The sequence below is a fragment of the Nocardioides sp. genome, from assembly GCF_041913365.1.
Lineage (GTDB): Bacteria > Actinomycetota > Actinomycetes > Propionibacteriales > Nocardioidaceae > Nocardioides.
The window spans coordinates 46,446-68,369 of sequence record NZ_JAYSFM010000006.1; the positions used below are offsets into that span (position 1 = coordinate 46,446).

The 21,924-nt window shown below is 72.3% G+C and carries 18 protein-coding genes; 5 read left to right on the plus strand and 13 right to left on the minus strand.

Features of this window, described 5'->3' with window-relative positions; all coding sequences use genetic code 11:
* The first annotated feature begins 73 nt into the window (after window positions 1–73).
* The gene (locus ACE3QY_RS15010) at window positions 74–769 is read left to right on the plus strand and encodes a response regulator transcription factor (protein WP_374456840.1); all 696 of its coding nucleotides are present in this window, start codon (window positions 74–76) and stop codon (window positions 767–769) included.
* Window positions 769–2,163: a sensor histidine kinase gene (locus tag ACE3QY_RS15015; RefSeq protein ID WP_374456841.1), complete on the plus strand. Its 1,395-nt coding sequence runs from the start codon at window positions 769–771 to the stop codon at window positions 2,161–2,163. Before ACE3QY_RS15010 ends, ACE3QY_RS15015 begins: the two co-directional genes overlap by 1 nt.
* A gap of 71 nt (window positions 2,164–2,234) precedes the next feature.
* On the opposite strand, the gene pabB is transcribed toward ACE3QY_RS15015, so the two are convergent.
* The 6 genes from pabB to ACE3QY_RS15045 all read right to left on the minus strand — a co-directional run bounded on the left by pabB (window position 2,235) and on the right by ACE3QY_RS15045 (window position 10,155).
* Window positions 2,235–3,506, minus strand: coding sequence for an aminodeoxychorismate synthase component I (gene pabB, locus ACE3QY_RS15020; RefSeq protein ID WP_374456842.1), 1,272 nt, complete (start codon window positions 3,504–3,506; stop codon window positions 2,235–2,237).
* Window positions 3,503–4,063, minus strand: a complete 561-nt coding sequence (locus ACE3QY_RS15025) for an aminodeoxychorismate/anthranilate synthase component II (RefSeq protein WP_374456843.1) — start codon at window positions 4,061–4,063, stop codon at window positions 3,503–3,505. The genes pabB and ACE3QY_RS15025 overlap by 4 nt, the downstream gene beginning before the upstream one ends.
* 25 nt (window positions 4,064–4,088) lie before the next feature.
* Entirely contained in the window at window positions 4,089–5,780 is a 1,692-nt protein-coding gene (locus ACE3QY_RS15030; protein WP_374456844.1) for a sulfatase-like hydrolase/transferase, read from the minus strand.
* Window positions 5,781–6,003: 223 nt separating this feature from the next.
* Window positions 6,004–7,896: an anthranilate synthase family protein gene (locus tag ACE3QY_RS15035; protein WP_374456845.1), complete on the minus strand. Its 1,893-nt coding sequence runs from the start codon at window positions 7,894–7,896 to the stop codon at window positions 6,004–6,006.
* 10 nt (window positions 7,897–7,906) lie between these two features.
* Complete coding sequence (locus ACE3QY_RS15040) at window positions 7,907–9,073, minus strand: acyltransferase family protein (RefSeq protein WP_374456846.1); 1,167 nt, start codon at window positions 9,071–9,073, stop codon at window positions 7,907–7,909.
* On the minus strand, window positions 9,073–10,155 hold the full coding sequence (locus tag ACE3QY_RS15045; RefSeq protein WP_374456847.1) for an NAD-dependent epimerase/dehydratase family protein: 1,083 nt from the start codon (window positions 10,153–10,155) through the stop codon (window positions 9,073–9,075). The genes ACE3QY_RS15040 and ACE3QY_RS15045 overlap by 1 nt, the downstream gene beginning before the upstream one ends.
* Before the next feature lie 243 nt (window positions 10,156–10,398).
* Between ACE3QY_RS15045 and ACE3QY_RS15050 the strand changes: the two genes are divergently transcribed.
* The gene (locus ACE3QY_RS15050; RefSeq protein ID WP_374456848.1) at window positions 10,399–11,334 is read left to right on the plus strand and encodes a DMT family transporter; all 936 of its coding nucleotides are present in this window, start codon (window positions 10,399–10,401) and stop codon (window positions 11,332–11,334) included.
* Window positions 11,335–11,336: 2 nt separating this feature from the next.
* Here ACE3QY_RS15050 and ACE3QY_RS15055 read toward each other — a convergent pair whose 3' ends face one another.
* The 5 genes from ACE3QY_RS15055 to ACE3QY_RS15075 all read right to left on the minus strand — a co-directional run bounded on the left by ACE3QY_RS15055 (window position 11,337) and on the right by ACE3QY_RS15075 (window position 17,427).
* Window positions 11,337–11,843, minus strand: a complete 507-nt coding sequence (locus tag ACE3QY_RS15055; protein WP_374456849.1) for a hypothetical protein — start codon at window positions 11,841–11,843, stop codon at window positions 11,337–11,339.
* Window positions 11,844–12,101: 258 nt separating this feature from the next.
* Complete coding sequence (locus tag ACE3QY_RS15060) at window positions 12,102–12,551, minus strand: hypothetical protein (RefSeq protein WP_374456850.1); 450 nt, start codon at window positions 12,549–12,551, stop codon at window positions 12,102–12,104.
* Window positions 12,552–12,711: 160 nt separating this feature from the next.
* Complete coding sequence (locus ACE3QY_RS15065; protein WP_374456851.1) at window positions 12,712–14,169, minus strand: HNH endonuclease signature motif containing protein; 1,458 nt, start codon at window positions 14,167–14,169, stop codon at window positions 12,712–12,714.
* A 166-nt stretch (window positions 14,170–14,335) separates the two neighbouring features.
* Window positions 14,336–15,157, minus strand: a complete 822-nt coding sequence (locus ACE3QY_RS15070; RefSeq protein WP_374456852.1) for a hypothetical protein — start codon at window positions 15,155–15,157, stop codon at window positions 14,336–14,338.
* A gap of 95 nt (window positions 15,158–15,252) precedes the next feature.
* Entirely contained in the window at window positions 15,253–17,427 is a 2,175-nt protein-coding gene (locus tag ACE3QY_RS15075) for a UvrD-helicase domain-containing protein (RefSeq protein WP_374456853.1), read from the minus strand.
* A 152-nt stretch (window positions 17,428–17,579) separates the two neighbouring features.
* On the opposite strand from ACE3QY_RS15075, the gene ACE3QY_RS15080 reads away from it, so the two are divergent.
* The gene (locus tag ACE3QY_RS15080; RefSeq protein WP_374456854.1) at window positions 17,580–18,554 is read left to right on the plus strand and encodes a hypothetical protein; all 975 of its coding nucleotides are present in this window, start codon (window positions 17,580–17,582) and stop codon (window positions 18,552–18,554) included.
* An 8-nt stretch (window positions 18,555–18,562) separates the two neighbouring features.
* On the opposite strand, the gene ACE3QY_RS15085 is transcribed toward ACE3QY_RS15080, so the two are convergent.
* Complete coding sequence (locus ACE3QY_RS15085) at window positions 18,563–19,291, minus strand: SDR family NAD(P)-dependent oxidoreductase (protein WP_374456855.1); 729 nt, start codon at window positions 19,289–19,291, stop codon at window positions 18,563–18,565.
* A gap of 67 nt (window positions 19,292–19,358) precedes the next feature.
* The gene (locus ACE3QY_RS15090) at window positions 19,359–20,117 is read right to left on the minus strand and encodes an enoyl-CoA hydratase-related protein (RefSeq protein ID WP_374456856.1); all 759 of its coding nucleotides are present in this window, start codon (window positions 20,115–20,117) and stop codon (window positions 19,359–19,361) included.
* 189 nt (window positions 20,118–20,306) lie between these two features.
* On the opposite strand from ACE3QY_RS15090, the gene ACE3QY_RS15095 reads away from it, so the two are divergent.
* Window positions 20,307–21,848, plus strand: a complete 1,542-nt coding sequence (locus ACE3QY_RS15095; protein WP_374456857.1) for a molybdopterin-dependent oxidoreductase — start codon at window positions 20,307–20,309, stop codon at window positions 21,846–21,848.
* Window positions 21,849–21,924 lie beyond the last annotated feature (76 nt).

The window sequence follows — 21,924 nt, forward strand, 5'->3', positions numbered from 1 at the left end:
GCGGTAGCGGTGGACACGGGGCCGCGCACCCGACGTTCAGGATCGCCTCAGGCACGGCTGGCATCCTTGCGCTGTGAGTGACTCCCGGCCCCGCGTCCTCGTCGTCGACGACGACCGGGCCGTGCGCGACTCGCTGCGGCGGTCGCTGGAGTTCAACGGCTACGAGGTCGTCCTCGCCGCCGACGGCGCGGAGGCGCTGGTCACGCTCGGCGCGCAGCACCCCGACGTGGTCGTGATCGACGTGATGATGCCGCGGCTCGACGGGATCGAGACCACCCGCGCCCTGCGCGCGGCCGGCAACGACGTACCCGTGCTGGTCCTGACCGCACGCGACGCGGTGGGTGACCGGGTCGAGGGCCTCGACGCCGGTGCCGACGACTACCTCACCAAGCCCTTCGCCCTCGAGGAGCTGCTGGCCCGGCTGCGGGCGCTGCTGCGCCGCGTCGTGCCCGACCCCGACGCGGAGGGCGAGGTGCTGACCTTCGCCGACCTGACCATGGACGTGGCCAGTCGCGACGTCTCACGCGGCGGGCGGCCGATCGAGCTGACGCGCACCGAGTTCACGCTGCTCGAGATGTTCCTGCGGCGACCTCGCCGGGTGCTCGAGCGCTCCTTCATCCTCGAGGAGGTCTGGGGCTACGACTTCCCGACGAGCGCGAACTCCCTCGAGGTCTACGTCGGCTACCTGCGTCGCAAGACCGAGGCCGAGGGCGAGCCGCGGCTGATCCAGACGGTGCGGGGCGTCGGCTACGTGCTCAAGGAGTCGTGATGCCCGCCTCCACGTGGCCCGACGGCCGCTGGCACTACCGGAGGTCGCTGGCGTCGCGGGTCGCGGTGCTGACCACGGTCGCGCTCGGCCTGTCGATCGCGGTCATGGCCTTCACGGCGTTCGTGGTGATGCGCCAGCAGCTGATCAGCTCGCTCGACCAGTCCCTGCTCAACCGGGCGCACAAGGCCACGGCCGTCACCTCGCTGTCCGGGATCGCCGTCGGTGACGTCCCGCCGTGGCTGCTCGGCGCCGCGGACGTGCGCATCATCTTGATGACCGCCGACGGCCGCGGCATGTCGGGCACCGCGATCCCGACGTTCTCCCTGGGCAAGCCCGAGTACGAGGTCGTCACCGGGCAGCGCGAGTCGGTCGTCCGCACGCTGGTGACCGACGAGGGCGAGCGCTACCGGGTGGCGACCGTCAGCGCCGGCAGCGGTCAGGCGCTGATCCTCGCCCAACCGCTGACCGCGACCGACCGCACGCTGGGCAAGCTCGGCGGGGTGCTCTTCGTGTTCGGCGCCCTGGGCGTGCTCGCCGCCCTGATCGCCGGGTGGCTGGTCGCACGCAACGGCCTGAGACCCGTGCGCCGCCTCACCTCCGCGGTCGAGCGGATCGCCGTCACCGAGGACCTGACCCCGCTGCGGGTGGAGGGCGACGACGAGGTCGCCCGCCTGGCGACCGCCTTCAACCAGATGCTGCTGGCCCTCGGCGCCTCGCGCGACCGCCAGCGCCGCCTGGTCGCCGACGCCAGCCACGAGCTGCGTACGCCGCTGACCTCGCTGCGCACCAACCTCGACCTGCTCCGCCAGGCCGAGGGCAACACGGCGCTGCCGACGGAGGCACGGCTCGAGCTGCTCGACGACGTGCGCGGGCAGATCGAGGAGCTCAGCGCCCTCGTGGGCGACCTCGTCGAGCTGGCCCGAGACGAGCCGATGACGCGCGTGGTCGCACAGGTCGACCTCGCCGAGGTCGTCGAGCGCGCCGTGACGCGGGTGCGCCGCCGCGCGCAGGGGATCTCCTTCGACCTCGAGCTCGACCACTGGCCCGTGGTCGGCGACTCCAGCAGCCTCGAGCGGGCGGTGACCAACCTGCTCGACAACGCCGGCAAGTGGAGCCCGCCGGAGGGCACCGTGTGGGTGCGGCTGACCGACGGCGTGCTCACCGTCGACGACGAGGGCCCCGGCATCGCGGAGGCCGACCGCCCGCACGTCTTCGAGCGGTTCTTCCGGTCCGAGGAGTCCCGGGCGATGCCCGGCTCCGGCCTCGGGCTGGCCATCGTGCGCCAGGTCGTCGACCGGCACGGCGGGCGCATCGACGTGTCCGAGTCGCCTTCGGGTGGCGCGCGGATCTCGCTGTGGCTGCCCGGCGTGGCGGCCGACGCCCCCGCTGGTTGAGCAGCGAGCGAAGCGAGCGTGTCGAAACCCAGGCCCCCTCGGTTTCGACACGGGCTCGTTCCTCGCCCTGCTCAACCAGCGGGATGGTCGAAGACGCGTAGCAGCCGCTCGGCCTTCCACTCCGACTCCGCCCACTCCTCGGCGACGTCGGACTTGACCGTGATGCCGCCGCCGGTGCCGAGCGTCCAGGTGCCGCCGCCGTCGGTCATCAGCGAGCGGATCACGACGCCCAGGTCGGCCGGGCCGTCGCCGCTGATCCAGCCGAACGCACCGGCGTACACGCCCCGCGGGGTCGACTCGACCTCCTCGATGACCTGCATGGTCCGCAGCTTCGGAGCCCCGGTCATCGAGCCCGCCGGGAAGAGCGCGCGCAGCGCGGCGACGGTGGTGACGTCGTCGCGCAGCCGCCCGCGCACCGTCGAGACGAGCTGGTGCACCGACTCGTAGGACTCGACCTCCATCAGCGCGGGCACCTCGACCGACCCGACCTCGCACACCAGCGAGAGGTCGTTGCGGAGCAGGTCGACGATCATCAGGTTCTCCGCGCGGGTCTTCGGGTCGGCCGCCAGCCGCACGCGATGGGCCTCGTCCTCCTCTGGCGTCGCGCCGCGCGGCGTGGTGCCCTTGATGGGCTTGGTCTCCAGGTGCCGGTCGGGCGTGACCAGGGCGTACCGCTCCGGTGAGCTCGACAGCAGCCACGCCCGCGCGCCGTCGACGTCGTGCTGGAGGAACCCGCTGTAGGGCGCGGGGTTGAGCTCGCGCAGCCGGAGGTACGCCGCGACCGGGTCGAGGTCGGACTCGCGGGTGAGGCGGTGGGTGAGGTTGACCTCGTAGGAGTTGCCCGCGTGGAGGTGCTCCTGCACGCGCGCGAAGGCAGCGGCGTACTCATCGGGCGGGGTTGTCAGGGAGTCGCTGAAGTTGTCAGGCCGTGCACGGGCCGACATGTTCAGCGATCCCCGGCCAGCCGGGGATCCCGAAGGGGGGTGCTCGAAGACCCGCACCGACGACGGCCGCATCCAGACCGCGTCGGGGAGGGTCGGGTCGGGGTACGCCGGGACGTCGGTGCGCGAGGCGTAGCCGAGGTAGCCGAACCACTGCTCGCCCGGGCGGAGCCACTCCTCCAGTGCGGCGAACACGTCGTCGCCGACCACCGTCGACGTGCCGCCCGACCACGCGCGCACCTCGCGCCGGCTGGCGGACCAGGTCAGCGAGACGTCGTCGTCGTCGAGCCAGCCGACGATCGAGCGGCGGCCCGACCACTCGCGGGCGCCGCCGCCGTCGAGCCAGAAGCAGCGCCGGTGCTCGGCTGCCACCGAGGTGAAGAAGTCGACCGGGTCGTTCATGCCAGAAAGTTCCTGATCATGGCCTCGCCGTGCGCCGAGAGGATCGATTCCGGGTGGAACTGCACGCCCTCCAGCGGCAGGTCGCGGTGGCGTACGCCCATCACCACGCCGTCCTCGCTCCAGGCGGTCGCCACCAGGCTGTCGGGCAGGTCGGTCGCGGCGAGCGAGTGGTAGCGGACGGCCGCGAAGCCCTGCGCGAGCCCGGCGAAGACGCCGGCGCCGTCGTGCCGGATCGCGGCCACCTCCCCGTGCGCCGGTGCGACACGGTCCACTGTCCCGCCGTACGCCGTCACCAGCCCCTGCATGCCCAAGCACACCCCGAGCACCGGGCGGCTCGCCGCGAGCAGCACCTCGGTCCCGACGGCGAAGTCCGTGTGCGACGCCGGGTGGCCCGGGCCCGGGGAGAGCACCACGTGCGAGTGACGCAGCACGTCGTCGGGCTCGACCTCGTCGTGCTGGACGACCCGCGGCAGCGCGCCCGTGACCGCGGCGACCAGGTGCACCAGGTTCCACGTGTAGGAGTCGTGGTGGTCGACCACGATCACGTCCGGCGTCACGCGCCGAGGTTACTCACTGCCGTGCTCACTGGGTCAGCAGTCGGCAGGCCTCCGAGACCGGCTGGTCGGCCTTCTCGCGGCACCCGTCGAAGGCGGCGAGCTTCGCCATCAGCAACGCCACCTCCTCGCGCCTCTTCGGGTTGGCGACGTTGTTCTTCTTCTCGAAGCGGTTGAGCTTGTAGTTGTAGTACTCGTAGCCCCACTTCTTCCTGCCCGGCCGCGGGTCGAGGTCGAAGCGCGCGAGGAGCGCGGTCCGGCTGCGCACCGCGGTGAAGGACGGGATCCGGTCTAGCTCGGAGCCGGTGAACGCGGCGTCCGGGTCGCCGCCGGTGAGCGTCTGCTGGGTGTGCTCGAGGAAGGCGTACGACCGGCGCACCAGCGCGGGCTGGGCGAAGGTCGGCGCGAGCGAGACTCCGCTGCGGTAGGGCGCGGGCGGGAGGCCCGCGAGCTCCTCGAAGGTCGGCGCGAGGTCGATGTTGCTGGTGACCTCCTGCCGCTTGCCGGGCACCACGCCCGGTCCGGTGACCAGCAGCGGCACGCGCACGTCGGTGTCGTACGGCGTCCCCTTGCCGCGGCCCATCCCGTTCTGGCCCAGGTGGAAGCCGTTGTCCGAGGTGAGCACGACGTAGGTGTCGGGGCCGACGGAGCGGAGGATCCGCGACACCAGCCGGTCGGCGGACTGCGCCATCCGCGCGCGGTCGCGCAGGTCGCGCACCGCGACCGCCGCCCGCAGCGTGCCGGTGGTGTTCCAGGCGCGCAGCTTCTTGCCCTTCGCGTTGCGCGGGACGTTGTCGCCGCGCGCGTCGCCGTAGCCGGGCAGGTCGGCGACGGTGAGCTTGCCGCACGCCACCCGGCCGCAGCTGCGCTTGCCGGTGCGGTCGCCGAACGCCGGCGGGAACAGCGGGTCGCCGGGGTAGTGGCCCTCCGGCTGGGTGCGGTTGTGCGGCGCGTAGACCGCGACCTCGAGGAAGTACGGCGCGTCGCCCGCCTCGCCCTTGGCGAGGAAGTCCATCGCCAGGTCGCCGATCACGGTGCCGGCGTAGGCCCGGTCCTTCTCGGCGTTGCTCGCCGAGGCCGGCGGCGCCGGGTGCTGCCGGACCTGGAGCCGCCCGTCCGCGACCGACGTGCTGGCGAAGTCCCAGCCGTCGTAGGCCGAGCCGAAGACGGTGTTGAAGGTCGACCAGCCCGGCACCACGGGGGGCAGCGCGCGCCCGGGCGTCCACTCGTACTCGTTGAGGAACTTGCCCACGAAACCGGTCGTGTAGCCGGCCTCCTGGAGGCGCACGTTGAAGGCGCGCTCGGGGTTGCCATGCGTGTCGTAGGCCGGCCAGCCGCCGAGCATCGACGTGCCGTTGTTCGACGTGTTGGTCCGTACGCCGGTCTGGTGGGGGTACTGCCCGGTGAAGAAGCTCGACCGCGAGACGCAGCACAGCGAGTCGGTGACGAAGGAGTGGGGATAGCTCGCGCCGGCCTTCCGCATCTTCTGCACCGACCGCATCGTCTGGACGAGGTCCATCGAGAAGTCGTCGAGCACCACCACGACCATGTTGGGCCGAGCGGCCCGGCTGGCGGCCGGCTGCAGGTCCGCGACGGGCGCGGCCCGACCCGTCTCCCGCGGCGGACGCACGTCCTCGTCCGTCGTCGTACGGCTGGTGCCACCGCAGGCCACCAGCCCGAGCAGGCACACGCCTGCCAGCGCTCGCTTCAGATGTCGCACGTCTCCCCCGTCATGTCCCGAGCCGGCCTGTACAGGGTGACGTCGTGGAGGCGCGATCGGTTGCGTGCCACGCCGACCCAATGTCGACCGTTTGACTCGACTTTAGCGGAGGACCCGGCCACCCCCGGGGTAGTTAGGGACGAAATAGGTGGATCTCGGGTATCCCACCTACGAGAACGTCCCTAACTACCCCAGCATCAGGGGGCTCGACAGACCGCCCGGTTCAGGTCAGGAGGTCGCGGACGGCGCGGTGGAGCAGGTCGTAGCCGTTCTCGGTGAGGATCGACTCGGCGTGGAACTGGATGCCGCGGAAGTGCGGGCCGGTGATCGCGTGGATGTCACCGGTGGCCTCGTCGGCCTCGACCTGCACGCCCTCGGGGACCGCACCGCCGGACGGCACCCGGCCGACGAAGGTGTTGTAGAAGCCGACCCGCTCGGTGCGGCCGTCGAGCCGGACCGGCGACTGCGTGCCCTGGAAGACGACGTCCTTGTAGCCGAGGTCGAGGCCGAGCCGCTGGCACAGCGTCTGGTGGCCGAGGCACACCGCCAGGAACGGCTGGCCCGAGGCGAGCAGGTCGTCGACGGCGCGACGGAACGACGCGATCTTGGGGTGGTCGCCCTCGCGCGGGTCGCCCGGCCCGGGGCCGACGATGACGAGGTCGGCGCCGTCGAAGGCGCCGGTGGCGTAGTCCTCGTGCCGCACCACGCGCGAGGTCATGCCGAAGACGCCGAGCACGTGGACGAGCATGTTCACGAAGTCGTCCTCGCCGTGCAGGATCACGACCTCCTTGCCCGCCAGACCCGGGTCGGCCGGCTCGCCGGCCTGGTCGGTCAGCCAGAAGCGCGAGAGCCGCTGGTTGCGACCGCCCAAGGCCAGCACGACGTCCTCGTCGCGGGCCAGGTCGGCGATGTCGGTCCCATCAGTCGCCGCCGCCGGCGCGAGGCCGAAGGCGCTGAGGATGCCGCCGGCTTTGGCGCGGGTCTCGGCGACCTCGTAGGCCGCGTCGGAGTCGCGGACCAGCGTGGCGCCCGCGGTGACCTTGAGCTCGCCGGACGGCGACACGTCGGCGGTGCGGATCAGGATCGGGCTGTCCATGGTGGGCGTCCCGTCGGGCGCGCGGCCGAAGAGCGCGAGCGCGGCGCCGTAGTAGCCGCGGCCCTCGGGCTCGTAGTCGGCGATCAGCCGGCAGGCGTTCTCGACCGGCGCGCCGGTGACGGTCGCGGCGAACATCGTGTCGCGCAGGATCTCGCGGTGGTCGCGGTCCGAGCGCCCGGCGAGGAGGTACTCGGTGTGGATCAGGTGCGTCATCGGCTTGAGGAAGGGCCCGAGCACCTGACCACCCTCGTGGCAGATGTCGCACATCATCTTCAGCTCCTCGTCGACGACCATGAAGAGCTCGAAGATCTCCTTCTCGTCGGCGAGGAAGTCCAGCAGCCGGTCCTTGAGCTCGTCGCCGTGGCCGCCGACGCGGAACGTCCCCGAGATCGGGTTCATCCGGACGTCGCCCTGCCGCACCGACACGTGCCGCTCGGGGCTGGCGCCGATGAGGAACCGCTCGCCGGTGAAGAAGCAGAACGTCCAGTAGGCACCGCGCTCGCGCTCCATCAGGCGACGCAGGACGGTCAGCGCCCGCGAGGCGTCCCAGTCGGCGACGACGGCCCGGTAGTGGCGGCCGATGACGAGGTTGGCGCCCTCGCCCTGGCCGATCTCGTCGCGGATGATCGCCTCGACGACCGTGCCGTAGTCCTCGTCGTCGGTGGCGAAGCCGCCCCGGTCAGCGAACTCGACTGGCACGTCGGGGAGCGCCGCGAGGAGGTCGTCGACCGCCACCTCGTGCTCGGCCTCGATGTCGACGACGGTCAGCGGGGCGCCGTCGTCGATCGCGGCGAAACCCCGCTCGCGCACCTGGCGGAACGGCACGGCGACCAGCCGGTCGGCACTGCGCCCGGGCTCCGGCGTACCGGTCTCGAGCGGGATGTCGAGCAGGCTCGCCACCTCGTGGGGCGTCCCGCCGACCAGGCCCGCGGTGGGCGCGGCCTTGCGCCGGATCACCGCCCAGGCCCCGAACCCCTGGATCTGCTCCAGGAGGTCGGCGACGGCGGGGGTCTCGGTCATGGCCGAAACCCTACGACCGCGCGGCGGGCTCCTCGACGGGCGTCCCAGCCGCTGGCGCCGGCTGCGGGCGCGGCCGGGTGAAGCGGCGCACGACCCGGTCCTTGAGCTTGAGCGAGGGGTGCTCGACCACGTGCCACGACGCGAGCGCCAGCAGGGCGGTGATCGCGGTGACGACGACGAGGTTGACCGACATCCGCTGCACGCCCCACAGGTCGATCACCAGCTGCTGCACCGGGAACGCCCAGAGGTAGAGGCCGTAGGACAGGTCGCCGAAGCGTGAGGCCCGCCGGACGTACGGCGTCGACGCCAGGCCGACAGTCAGCACGACGTAGGGCAGGAAGAGCCACGCCACCTTCGCCGTGTGCTGGGGCAGCGTCGCGGCGAAGACCAGGTGGACGGCGAGCAGGCCGACGGCCACGTCGGTGCGGAACCTCAGGCCGCGCTCGGCGAGCAGCCGCAGGATCGCGCCGGCGGCGAAGAAGGCCCACATCAGCGCGTTGTCGGAGATCCGCGAGTGCCAGATGATGGCCGACTCCAGCGGCGGGGTCATCGAGTACCAGACCGACCAGGCCAGCAGCAGCGCGATCACCGGGATCCGCAGCACCTTCGGCACGAGGAAGACCAGCGGGACGAGCAGGTAGCAGAAGAACTCCGCGGGCAGCGTCCAGAGCGAGCCGTTGACCGCGTTGGGGTAGGGCTGGTCGGCCCAGACGCCGGGCAGCTCGTACTGCGGGCGCAGGATGATGTTGCCGAGGTAGGACCAGAAGTTGGGTGCGTCGAAGTACTGCCCGGTCGTCAGGACCGTGACCAGCGGGCCGACGACGAACATGCAGACCAGCACCACCACGGCCAGCGCCGGGAAGATGCGCAGGCTGCGGGCGGCGAAGTAGCTGACCGGGTTGCGGGTGCGGCTCCAGCTCGCGGTGATGAGGTAGCCGGAGATGCTGAAGAAGATCACCACGCCGAGCGTCTGGACGGGGTAGCCGGCCACGACCGGGTTCTCGAACGGCCGCCCGACGATGTGGTAGGCGTGCCCGAAGATCACCGCGAGCGCACCGACCAGGCGCAGCGCGTCGAGGTTGTTGGAGCGGTGTGCGGTGGCGGTGACCGGTGCGGTCGCCGGGACCCCGGCGGCAGGTACGCCGTCGGGTGCGGGAAGGGGCGTGGAGGCAGCCATCAGTCGAGCTGGGTCCCGATCCACTCCTGGAGGCCGGCGACGCCGTCGCGCAGGCTCCAGCGGGGCTCCCAGTCCAGGCGCCGCACGGTGTCCTCGACGACGCACGAGGCGTGCCGGACGTCGCCGTCGCGGTACTGGCCGGTGACGTGCGGCTCCGGGGCGGAGTGGTAGAGGGCGATCTCGCGGGCGAGGTCGCCGATGGTGGTCCGAACGCCGCTGCCGATGTCGACGGTGCGCATGTGGTCGGCCGGCATGTGGGCGATCGCGGCCACGAGCGCGCTGACGACGTCGTCGATGTAGACGAAGTCGCGGGTGATGTCGCCGTCCTCGTAGAGCGGGATCGACTTGCCCTCGCGGGCGAGCCGCGAGAAGAGGGAGACGATGCCGGTGTAGGGGTTGGAGAGCGACTGGCGCGGGCCGTAGACGTTCTGCAGGCGCAGCACCGACAGGCGGGTGTCGTGCGAGCCGGTCCACGCGGCGAGGATCTGCTCCTGCGCGAGCTTGGTGGCGCCGTAGACGTTGATCGGGTTGGGGTGGGTGCCGGCCACGGTGTTGGGCACGTGGGCGGCGCCGTCGCCGTGGTCCCACTTGCCGGCCTCGAGCTGCGCGTGGGTGCGCAGACCGGGCTGGAAGGTGGAGCCGTCGTGGTTGCGCCACACGCCCTCGCCGTAGACCGCACGCGAGCTGGTCAGCACGAAGTGGGCGGGCACGTGGCCGGCGCGGGTGAACGCGTCGAGCAGCTGGGTGGTGCCAACGACGTTGACCATGCCGTGGCGGGTGCTCTCCGACAGGGACTGCGCGGTGCCGGTCTCGGCAGCCAGGTGGACCACCGTGTCGGGGCGCAGGTCGGCGACGACGGCATCGAGGTCGTCGGCGCTCGTGACGTCGCCGACGCGGAGGTCGACGGAGTCGGGGAGGTCGGCCGGCGGCTGGGAGTCGGGGTGGACCTGCGGGTGGAGGTTGTCGAGCACGACCCAGGACTCGGCGCGGTCGGCGAGCTGGGTGGCGAGCGTCGTGCCGATGAAGCCGGCGCCTCCGGTGACGAGCACGCGGCCCGGTCGGACGTCAGTCGCTGAAGTCATGCGGTCGGAAGTTCCCCTCGTTGTGTCTGGCACGGCTGGGCTCGTCCGCCTCCTACGGACACCCGATGCTAGGCCACGGACGCCCGCCCGCCGAAAAGCGTGCTGGCGGCACGCGAGGCTTTGGCACAATCGCCGGCATGAGCCTGACGCCGCGCCTGCTCCCGCCTCCGGTCGCCTGACCGGAGCGGTCCCCGCCGCTCCGCACCGAGCCCTGTCCCGACTCGCGCCACGGAGCGTTCCTGCATGTCCACCCACTCGTCCCACCTGCGCGGCCTCACCGAGGTCGCCGCCGCCAGCGTCCTCTGGGGCACCGGCGGCCTCGCCGTCCAGCTGATCCGCGAGCACGACGACCTCTCACCGGTCACGATCAGCGCGTGGCGGATGGCCCTCGCCGCCGCCGTCCTGCTCGCCGCCCTCCTCCTCGCGCGGCGGGGCGGCGAGCTGCTCGACCTCGCCCGGTCCAGCCCGCGGCAGCTGCTCGCCGTGGGCGTCGGCACCGCGGCCTACCAGGGCTTCTACTTCGTCTCCGTCACCCAGGTCGGCGTCGCGGTCTCGACCGTCGTCAGCCTCGGCCTGGCGCCCGTGCTCCTCACGGTCGCCGAGTCCGTACGCCACCGCAGCGCGCCCGCGCCGGGCCGCCTGGCCGTGCTCGTCGCGGCGCTCACCGGGCTGGTGCTCGTCAGCGTCGCGGGCCACGAGTCCTCGACCGGTCCCGCCCCGGTCGCCGGGGTGGTGCTCGCGATCGCGTCGGGGACGACGTACGCCCTGACGACGGCCGCCGGTGGCTCCATCAGCCGTACGACGTCGCCGCTGGTGCTCACGAGCGGGATGACCCTCGTCGGCGCGGCCGTGCTGCTGCCCTGCCTGGCCCTCGTCGACGGGCCGCGGGTGACGACCGACGTGCCTGCCCTCGCGTGGCTGGTCTACCTCGGGGTGCTCACCATGGCCCTGGCCTACGTCCTGCTCTACTCCGGCCTCCGCGTCGTCGCGCCCAGCACAGCCGTGACCGCGTCACTGGTCGAGCCGGTGACCGCCGCGGTCGTCGCCGCCGTCGTGCTCGGCGAGACGCTCGGGCCCGCCGCCGTGGTCGGCATCCTGCTGGTGCTGGGTGCGGTCGCCGGGCTCGGGCGTCCCACTGCTGCTGCGGGTCCGGTGCTGCCGGATCCGGAGCTCGGCTGAGGCTAGGGGAACGAGTAGTACCCGTCGGAGGGTGAGTGGAACGGCGTGTCACTGCAGAACACGGTGACTGCCTGGCCCTCCGCCAAGGCCTCCTCGTCGGGCTCCGTGCAGTGGTAGCCCTCCGGGATCATCGGAGCGCCGGCCGACGCGGGGCATCCGTCGCCGCCGTAAACGCGCCAGGTCTCGTCGACGCGCCAGAGCTGGTACACGCCCGGGACACCTCGATGGGAGACACGCACCTCTGCCAGCCACCGGGTCTGGCTCACGACGTCGCCGACCGTCACGGACTCGTCGACGAGGGCCCGAACGGCATCCCGCGGTGTCGGACCACTGCCCCGCGGGTCACCCATCCCGACCGACGTCCGCCACGACGCGTACGTCCCGCACCCTGCCGGTCCGCCAGCCCCGGGCTCGTTCACGCCGCCCACCGAACCGGACAGCGCTCCAAGCATCACCAGCAGGACCAGAAGCACGAGCCACCTCGCACCCTTCCGCTCGGCAGTCCTCACCGGTTCCTCCGTGCTCGCCGTGAACCGCGAGGGTTCGCTGACGACGAGTTCTACCAGCGGCCGGCGGCTGCGACAGCAGATCTAGCAGATCGCTGCGTTCCGGTAGCGGTGAGCGCGGGTCGGCCCGACCGGCGCTGGTCGCAACGCACGGGCGACGAAGGACGCGGGGCCGAGCCGCGCGGTGCCTGACCGGGTGTGTCCCTCTTGGCGACGCCGGTTACCGGATCTGCCGAGATGCGGATGTGGTTGGTCGCTGCGCTACGGCGTTGCGGGGTCAAGCACGGTCAGCGCCGGTTCCTCGGAATTGGACTGACAAGAAATGACTTCGTCGCCGAGGCCCATGGCATCTGCGAAGAACTGCACATCTTCCAGGCCGTCCATGAGTCCCCCTCCGCCTGAGGTCCTGGACCCCACCTGCACGACCCCTACATCGGCAACGTCTACCGACCTCTCGCCTTCGAGAACGCGAGATCCCTTCCCGACAACCAGCACTCGGTCGTCAAGAGTGAAGCAACCTTGATCGTTGATCGCGAGCGTCCCCGAGACACGGGAGAACATTCCGTCGTCGGTGACTTCGGGAATGACGATGAGGCGAGCGTCGTCCGGACCGCTGACTGAAGACTCCGATCCGCAGCCAGCCACCGTGCCGATACTCGTGCTGAGTAGGAGTGACGCAAGAAGACCACGTTTCCCGATCCGAGAAAGCACTTCTGCAAGGTACCGAACGCACGGCGCTGAAGGTCCGGATCGGCCGCGTTGAGGGCGGCTACGCCCGTCCGGATCTGCTGCTGGTGGTGGCGCGAGCGCGGGGAGCTCGGACGTGCCTGTGGCCCCGCCATCGTGGTCACTGGCGGGGTGTGGGGCGGGGTCATGGTCGGGCTGGTGGCTCCGGTGGCACGTCCGGACTGATCGGGCTCGTGCCGTGGCGGTCGCGTCGGTAACGGTGGCCGTGGGGGCTGGTCCACTCGAACACCCCGCGCGCGACCATCCGGTAGGTCCAGGCCGAGTGGGTCTTCAACCTGTGGTGGAACCTGCACAGGCAGGCCAGGTTGGACGTCGTGGTGGGGCCGGGCTGTGGTCGGCCTTCCGCTTCCGCCTGGTGGTCGTACTCGACGATGTGGTCGACATCCGTCCTGCGGGCTGGTCTTGTGCAGTACGGGAAGACGCAGGTGCGATCGCGGAGAATGATCTGTTCGCGGATCCGGGCGGGGATCTCGTAGCCCGGCGCGGAGAGCTCCGCGTTCAGGTCGATGACCGGCTTGATGGTCACCTTCGTGTGGCTGTCGCCGCACCAGGCCTTGACCTGGTCGAGCAGGACCAGGCGCTGGCCTTCCTCGATCCGGCCGGTGGGACCGAACACGGTCTGGACGCCGTCGAAGCGCGAGTCGAAGTGCGCGTGGATGACGACCTCGCGGGCAGCGGGACTGGCGGGGTGCCCGGATCGGAGGTCGGGTCTCGATGCGCCGGCTCGTTCCTCACCGGCTACTCGACCACCTATCTGAGGGGCGGCATCGATGGTGAGGTCGAGGGCGGTCTGGGTGCGGGCCAGGTTGCCGAGTGCCTTGGACCGGCGGACGTCGAGGGACTCCGTCGACCCCAACGCCTTCTGGGTCTCGGCGTCACGGGCCACGGCGTTGTTGACGTCGAGGGCGTCGGCGATGTCGAGCTCGGCCTCGAACCGCATGGTCCCGGCGAAGTGGACGTCCTCATCACGCAGGGTCGCGTGACGGGGGTCGACGTGCAGGTAGCCGTCCTCCGGATCCGCGGCAGGATCTGGGTGCGCGAGGTCGTAGCGCTTGATGGTGTCGGCAACGAGCCGATCAAGCTGGGCGGGACCGATCCGCCCGGCGACCGCCGCGACCTGCGCATCCACGTGCGCCGCCGCCTCGACCGTGAGGGCGGGCACGGTGTGGATGGTGGTCTCCGCGACCGTGCGGGCCTTCCAGGCCGGCACGACACCGGCGTGGACCTGCGCCCACAACCGCGGCAATCGGTGCCGCAGCTCCAACGCCTGGCCGATCAGCTTCTTCGCCGACGTCGACGACATGCCGAGCACGCCGCCGAGCTCGGCGATGCAGAACTCCGCCACCAATGGGGTGCCCTGCCCGGCGATGGGTTCCTCGTGCTCACAGCCCGGAGTGGTGAAAGTGGCGGCGGAGTGGATCGACTCAGGCGGGTGCAGGTCGGCCCAGCGGGCGGCGAGGTCGAGCTGGCGGGCGGCTTCAGCGTGCTCGACCTGCCGGGAGGTCTTGATCGAGGCGAGCAGGCCGCTGGCCGAGAGGTCGTCTGCGACCCTCCCGGTGTTCCGCTCCAGCGTCTCGATCATGTGTTCGATTCTAGGCGATGGCACCGACACTCGACCCCGGCCGGACCGACCTCTGTGGAAAGGTCTCGATACGCCGGGCTCGTTCCTCGCCGGCTACTCGACCACCTACGCGGAAGCTGGGCGCCAGTCCCTCGCCTGGCTGCTCGACCACCGGGGACGGAAGAGGCTACGGGTACTTGACCTCGACGCTGACCCAGTCGACGAGCATGCTGTGCTGGGCGCCGCCCGGGACGGCGTACTCGGGGAGGACGTCCTTGTTGGAGAGGCGCAGGTGGAACGGGGCCGCGTTGCCGGGGACCCGGCGCGCGTCGGGCGTGGAGGTCATCTCGTAGGGGCGGTTGCCCGAGGAGTCGCTCGCGGAGAACAGGACGGTGTCACCACCGACGGTGAAGTCGGCGGCGTACTCCCAGTAGGCCTGCCAGGGCTGGGCCCCGACGGGGAAAGTGTCGGTCACCGGGATGGTCTCCGGCGGCCGGCCGGTCGCGGCGCACGCGTTGATCGCGGTCTCGGGGGTGTCGTCGTAGCAGATGTGGGTGGCGACCTGCGCTCCCGCGGGCTTGAGCGGGCCGTAGCTCTCGATCACGTCGACCTCGCGGGGGTCCACGCCGTTGGGGTGCTGCACCCAGAAGGCGGCGTAGTTGGACCCGGTGTCGGGCATAAGGATGCTGGCGGTGACCCGGACCTCGGTCCCGGCGGGGAGGGTCCACCCCGTGTTGGTGCGGATCTGCGAGAGGTGGCCGACCTCGAGCTTGCCGAGGCCGTTCTGCGCGGCGCCGTTGACCCAGGGCATGTTGTGCCACTGGTCCGGCCACGCACCTGCCGGACCCTCGAAGCCGTCGTAGAAGATCGTCTCCCAGCCCCACGTCGGGGCAGGCTCGGAGTCAGCCGTGTCGCCCGAGGCCAGGCCAGCGCCGACCGGGGCGGCGGGGGCGAGCACGAGCGCGAGGAGCACCGTCAGCAGCCCGAAGGCGCGCGTGAGCCGGGACATCACCCTCCCGAGGTGTGTGCTGACGTGACCAGTGGAGCGGGAACTGCGTGGCGAGATGCTAACCGCCGGGACCAACAACTTCCTGATCGGCGCGCTCAGCCGACGGTGGTCAGCAGCTGGGTCGCGCGGGTCAGCACGACGTAGAGCGTGGCGCGGCCGGTGGCCGACTCGTCCTCGATCTCCTGCGGGGAGACGACCACGATCCCGTCGAACTCCAGGCCCTTGGTGTCGAGGCCGGTCAGCACGACGATCCGGTCGTCGCCGCTGGGCGTGACGCTCGAGTCGACGGCCGCACGGGCCCCGGCCGCGTCGCCCGCGAACTCGGGCCACGAGGCCAGCCAGGCGTTGACCTCGGACCGCCGCGCGACCGGCACGACGATCCCGACTGTGCCCTCGACCCGCTCCGAGACGGCCGTGACCGCGGAGCGCACGGCGGCCTCGAGGTCGTCGACCGGACCGACCACCAGCGGCTCCTCGCCGGTGCGGCGTACGGCGTCGGGGAGGTCGGCGTCGAGCCCGACCCGGCGCGCGTAGTCGGCGGCGAAGGCGTAGATCTCGGCGGAGTTGCGGTAGTTGGTGGAGAGGTGGAACTCGTGGAGCCCCTTGCCCTCCAGCGCCTCGGCGCGCGCGGCGGCCGCCTCGGGGGCGTCGGGCCACGACGACTGCGCCGGGTCGCCGACGATCGTCCAGCTCGCGGTGCGACCGCGGCGGCCGACCATCCGCCACTGCATCGGGGTCAGGTCCTGCGCCTCGTCGATGAGGACGTGGGCGTAGCCGTCGTCCTCGATGCGGTGCGTCGGCGGCGCCCACTGGCGGCCACCGGGGGCGTAGTCGCGCTCGGAGATGGTGGTCAGCTCCTGGAGGTCGACGCCGCCCTCGAGCAGGCCGGTCTCGTCGAGGTCGCGCTCGTCGTCGGTGCGCTGCGGCACGTCACCCAGGGCGTAGCGGAGCTCGTCGAGCAGCGGCACGTCCTCGATCGAGAGGTCGGACGACCACGACTTGAGCAGCAGCAGCTGCTCCTCGCGGGTCACCACGCCCTCGCCGACGCGGGCGAGGAAGTCGGGCTCGCGCAGCCAGCCGAAGACGGTCTGCGCGTCCAGCGGGGGCCACCAGGCCGCGGCGAACTCGATGAAGCCCTCGTGGCCGAGCATGTCGTCGTCGAAGGCCTCGCGGCCGCGCTCCTTGCCGCGCTCGCCGGTGACCTGGCGCCACATGGCGTCGAGCAGCGTCTTGGCGACCCGCGGCAGCTGGCGGTTGCGGCGGCCCTGCGACATCAGCTGGCGACGCAGCCGGCCGAGCAGGCCGGGGTCGAGCACGATCGTCTCGTCGCGCCAGTAGATGCGGAAGCTGGTGGGGGCGCCGGGCGCGTGCTGGCGCGCGGTGCGGCGCAGCAGCTCGGCCATCTTGGTGGCGCCCTTGACGTCGGCGACGGCCGGCTCGTCGTGGCGGGTGGCCCGGACACCGCCGACGACCTCACCGAGGGAGCGCAGCGCGACCGCGGTCTCACCGAGGCTGGGCAGCACCCGCTCGATGTAGCGCATGAAGACACCGCTCGGGCCGACGACGAGCACGCCGCCGCCCTCGTAGCGGCGACGGTCGGAGTAGAGCAGGAAGGCCGCGCGATGCAGCGCCACGACGGTCTTGCCGGTGCCGGGGCCTCCGGAGATCGACACGACGCCCTTGCCCGGCGCGCGGATCGCCTTGTCCTGCTCGGCCTGGATCGTGGCGACGATGGAGTGCATCGAGCGGTCGCGGGCGCGGGAGAGCTGCGCCATCAGCGCGCCCTCGCCGACGATCGGCAGGTCGGTCTCGGCCTCCTGGTCGAGCAGCTCGTCCTCGACGCCGACGACGGTGCGGTGCAGCGACCGCAGCACCCGGCGGCGTACGACACCCTGCGGGGTCGCGGCGGTGGCCTGGTAGAAGACGCCGGCGGCCGGCGCACGCCAGTCGATCAGCAGCACGTCGCGGTCGGCGTTGCGGACGCCGATGCGCCCGATGTAGCGCGGCTCGGCGTCGATCGACGGGTCGAGGTCGAGACGGCCGAAGACCAGGCCCTCGTGGGCGGCGTCGAGCTGCGCGATGCGCTTGGCGGCCTGGAAGACCATCGCGTCGCGCTCGACGAGCCCGCCCTCGTGCTCCAGCTTGCCGCGGCTGTGACCCTCCGCAGCGAGCGCCTTCGCACTCCGGGTGGACGCCTCGAGCTGGACGTAGACCTCGTCGACGTACTGCTGCTCCGCCGCGATCTCCCGCGCCTCGAGCTCCTCGCTCACACCTGCTCCTCATCCCCCGAACCACTGCTGCCCGTTCCCGGCAGGCAGACCGTCAAGCGTACCGGCGCACCTCGCAGACCGCCGACTTACCGGGAATCCGTGGAACCGGGCCTCGCACCGCGCCGTCGGGTTGGATGGGACGAGGAGGTCGGGTGGACGAGCAGGGGCGCGCAGTACGCCGTGGGCGCTGGGTCGGCGCGGCCGTGGCCGTGCTGGTCGTGCTGGGCGCCGTCCTTGCGGTGCCGCGCCTGGTCGCCGACGCGCCGCCGGCCGCCGAGCCCGGCACCAACTGCGTCGCCGACGCCGACGCCTCGCTGGAGGAGACCGGCGCGGACGGCGCACGGTGGGTGCGCTTCTGCCCGCTCGCCGACGAGGGCCGCACCGGGCGGGCCCGGCACCCCCAGGGCGTGGTGACCGGCGACCTCGCCGCGTCGGTCGCCGACAGCCTCTGGCAGACCCAGGACGGTCGCCCGACCTGCGCCGTCGACGACGTGCCGACGCTGCGGCCGAGCCGGCTCTTCCGGATCGAGGTCGGCCTCGCCGACGGCCAGGTCGCGGAGCTCACCGGCGACACGGGCTGCAGCACGCGCGACGTGACGCTGTTCAGCCAGCTCGAGACCACGCTGCTGATGGAGGCCGCCCCCGAGCCCGAACCGGGCGCGGCACTGCCCGCCCCCGTGCGCTGCCCGGAGGCCTTCACCACGACCGAGACCAACGCCGACGGCGCGTCCGCGGACCAGTTGGTCGACACCGCGGAGAGCCCGTGGCAGTCCACGGTCCCGCTCCTCCCGATGCCCGCGACCGCCACGGACGTCTGCGCCTACCGCGGCGGCGACCGGCGCCGCGAGCTCCTCGACCAGTGGCAGGTCGGCTCGCCGGCCTCCGAGGCGATCCGCGCTGCCGCGACCCTCGGCTACCGGGACGGGATGGCCGACTGCGAGCTCCGGCCGCGCGCGACGTCGTACGTCGTGGTGCTCACCGACGCGACCGGCACCGCGCGCACCCTCGCCCTCGACCCCACGCAGTGCGCGACCCTGCAGGCGGCCGTCGGCAGCCCGGCGGTCGACACCTATCTCGGACTCGCCGGGCCCGAGCTCGTGCGGCTGGTCGAGCACAGCCGGCCCTGAGCTGCTGCTCACCAGGGCAGCGGCTCTCCGTCGCGGGTGAAGGTCCCGGTCGGCCCGTCGTCGGGGAGCAGTGCGGCGGCGACCACGCTCCGCGCGCCGTCCCGCACCGGCCGCGCGCCCATCGCCTCCATGCCGGGCGCGGTGGCGGTGAGCCCGGGGTCGACCGCGTTGACCAGCACGCCGGTGGACCGGAGCTCGGCCGCCAGCTTGGAGGTGAGCGCGTGGAGCGCCGCCTTGGAGACTGCGTAGCTGGCCGATGCGGGACTCGTCGACAGCCCGAACTGCGGGTCGCCGTGCGATCCCGAGCCGCTCCCGACGTTGACGACTCGGGCCGACCCGGCCCGCACCAGTGCGGGCAGCAGCGCCTGCACGACGCGCCAGGCGCCGAAGAGGTTGGTGTCCATCACCTCGCGAGCCCGGTCCAGGTCCGCGGTGGAGGCCGTCTCGGACCAGTCGGCGAAGGCCGCGGCGTTGTTGACCAGGACGGTGAGCGGGCGGAAGCCGATGGCGTCGACGAGCGCGGCCACGCTGTCCACGTCCCCGATGTCGAGACCGAGCGCCGTCGCCTCGTGGCCGTCGGCGACGAGCTCGTCCGCGTGGGCGCGCGCGGCGGACTCGTCGCGCGCCGAGACGATGACGGCGTACCCCGCCTCGGCGAGCTGGCGGGCGACCTCGGCGCCGATGCCGCGTGCGGCACCGGTGACCAGGGCGAGCGGGCGGGCGGCGTCGATGGCCATGACGGTCTCCTCCGGAAGGGTTCCCACCCTTCTCGCCCCGGAGCCGCCCGGCGGATGCAGCCCCGGGCTACTTCTTGCGGGACAGGAAGGCGGTCATCGCCTCGCGCGCCTCGTCGCTGGCGAAGAGCCGCGCGCTGGTGGTGGCCATCTCGTCGCCGAGGACGTCGATGCGGGCGACCAGGTCGCCGTTGAGGATCCGCTTGGACTCCCGCAGCCCTTGGGGAGCGCCGGTCGCGAGGCTCGCGCAGATCGCGGCGACCTCGTCGTCGAGCCGGTCGGCGGGCACGGCCTTGGTGACCAGTCCGTACGCCGCCGCCTCGGCGCCGGTGAACACCTCGCCGCCGAGCGTGGTCAGCGACGCGGCGCGGGGGTTCATCCGGTGGTGGACGGTCAGGCTGATGATGGCCGCGGCCAGGCCGAGCTTGACCTCGGTGAGGGCGAAGGTGGCGTCCTCGGCGCTTACCGCGATGTCGGCGGCGGCCACGATGCCGATGCCGCCGGCCCGCACCGCGCCGAGGTTCTTGGTGACGACCGGCTTGTCCATCGTGACGATCAGCCGCTGCAGGTCCACGATCCGGCGCGCGCCGACCTCCATGCCCTCGGTGGTCGCCTCGGACAGGTCGGCGCCGGAGCAGAAGACCTTGCCGGAGCTCTCGATCAGCACGGCGCGTACGTCGTCGTCCGCCCCCGCACGCTCGAGGTGCCCGAACAGCTCGGTCACCAGCTGCTTGCTCAGCGCGTTGCGGTTGGCCGGGCTGTCGAGCGTGATGGTCGCGACCGCGTCGGCGACGGCGTAGTGGACCAGCTCTGCGGGGGCGTCGGTCATGGGGGCATCCTGCCGCACCCGCCGGGGTAGTCCAGTGGCAGATGGTCGTCCCGCCTCGGTAGTCCAGTGGCAGATGGTTGTCAGGAGGGCCGACGGACAGCCGTTTGCCACTGGACTACCCCGACAGCCGTTTGCCACTGGACTACCCCGACGACCGATCCGCGAGGCCCGCCGCAACGAACACGCCCCATGGAGACCTCCACCTCGCAGTCCCGGTGGCACCTCGCGCGCCACGGTGCGTACGGCGTGCTGGCCACGCTCGTCGGGCTCGCGGCCGCCCACCTGGTCGCGGCCCTGACGGTGCCCGCCGCGTCGCCCGTGCTCGCGGTGGGGTCCACCGTCATCGACCTGACGCCGACGCCGCTGAAGGAGTGGGCGATCCGGCAGTTCGGCACCGCCGACAAGCTGGTGCTCGTCGGGTCGGTCACCGTCGTCGTGCTGGTGCTCGCCGCCGTCGCGGGGATCGTGGCCGCGCGGCGGCCGACCGCCGGGCTGCTGGTCGTCGTCGGCCTCGCCGCGGTCGCGGGCGCGCTGGCCGTGCTCCGCCCGAGCGCCGGTCCGTTCGACGTCGTACCTGCTCTGGTCGCCGCGGTGGTCGCGTCCGCCTCCCTGGCGTGGCTGCACCGGGTCGACGACCGGAGCTCCCAGGAGCCGTCCGCCCAGACGGACGGCCCGACCCGGCGCGGGGTCCTGCTGGCGAGCGGCGGCCTCGCCGCGGCCGCGGTGACCATGGGGGCCCTCGGCCGCGGGGTGACGTCGGACCGCCTGCGCGGGGCCGCCGTCACCCGGCCGGGCGCCGGCGCCCCCGCGCCGGCCTTCCCGCGCGGCCTCGAGGAGCAGTACGCCGGCATCACCCCGCTGCGCACGCCCGCCGGCGACTTCTACCGGGTCGACACCCGGCTCACGCTGCCCACCGTCGACGCGGACTCGTGGACGCTGACGATCGACGGCGACGTCGAGCGGGAGGTCACGCTGACCTTCGACGAGCTCGCCGCGATGCCGACCATCGAGCGCGACATCACCCTCACCTGCGTCTCCAACGAGGTCGGCGGCCCCTACGTCGGGGGCGCCCGCTGGCTGGGCGTGCCGCTGAAGGACGTGCTGGACAAGGCCGGCATCGATGCGACGAAGGCCGACCAGATCCTGTCGACCGACGTCGACGGGATGACGATCTCGACGCCGCTCGCGGTCGCCATGGACGGCCGGGACGCGATGCTGGCGATCGGCATGAACAGCGGCCCGCTGCCGCGCGAGCACGGCTTCCCGGTGCGGATGGTCGTGCCCGGCCTCTACGGCTTCGTCAGCGCCTGCAAGTGGATCACTCGGATGACCCTGACGACGTACGACGCCCAGCAGGCGTACTGGACCGACCGCGACTGGGCGGTCGACGCCCCGATCAAGCTGTCCAGCCGGATCGACACGCCGAAGGCGCTGTCGGAGTCGACGGCCGGGAAGGTCGTCGTCGGCGGCATCGCGTGGGCGCAGCACGTCGGCATCGAGAAGGTCGAGGTGCGCATCGACGGCGCGGCCTGGCAGCCGGCACGGCTCGGACCGCAGGTGAGCGACGACTACTGGCGGCAGTGGTTCTTCGAGTGGGACGCCGAGCCCGGCCAGCACTTCATCTCCTGCCGGGCGACCAACAAGGACGGCGACGTGCAGACGCCGGTGCGGATGCGGCCCTTCCCGGAGGGGTCGAGCGGCCTGCAGGAGATCGCCGTGACGATCACCTGAAATTCCTCGCCGCACCGCCCATCCGCCGGCCCACCGGCACCGAACACCCCATGACAGCGGGCCTTCTGGCCCGGAT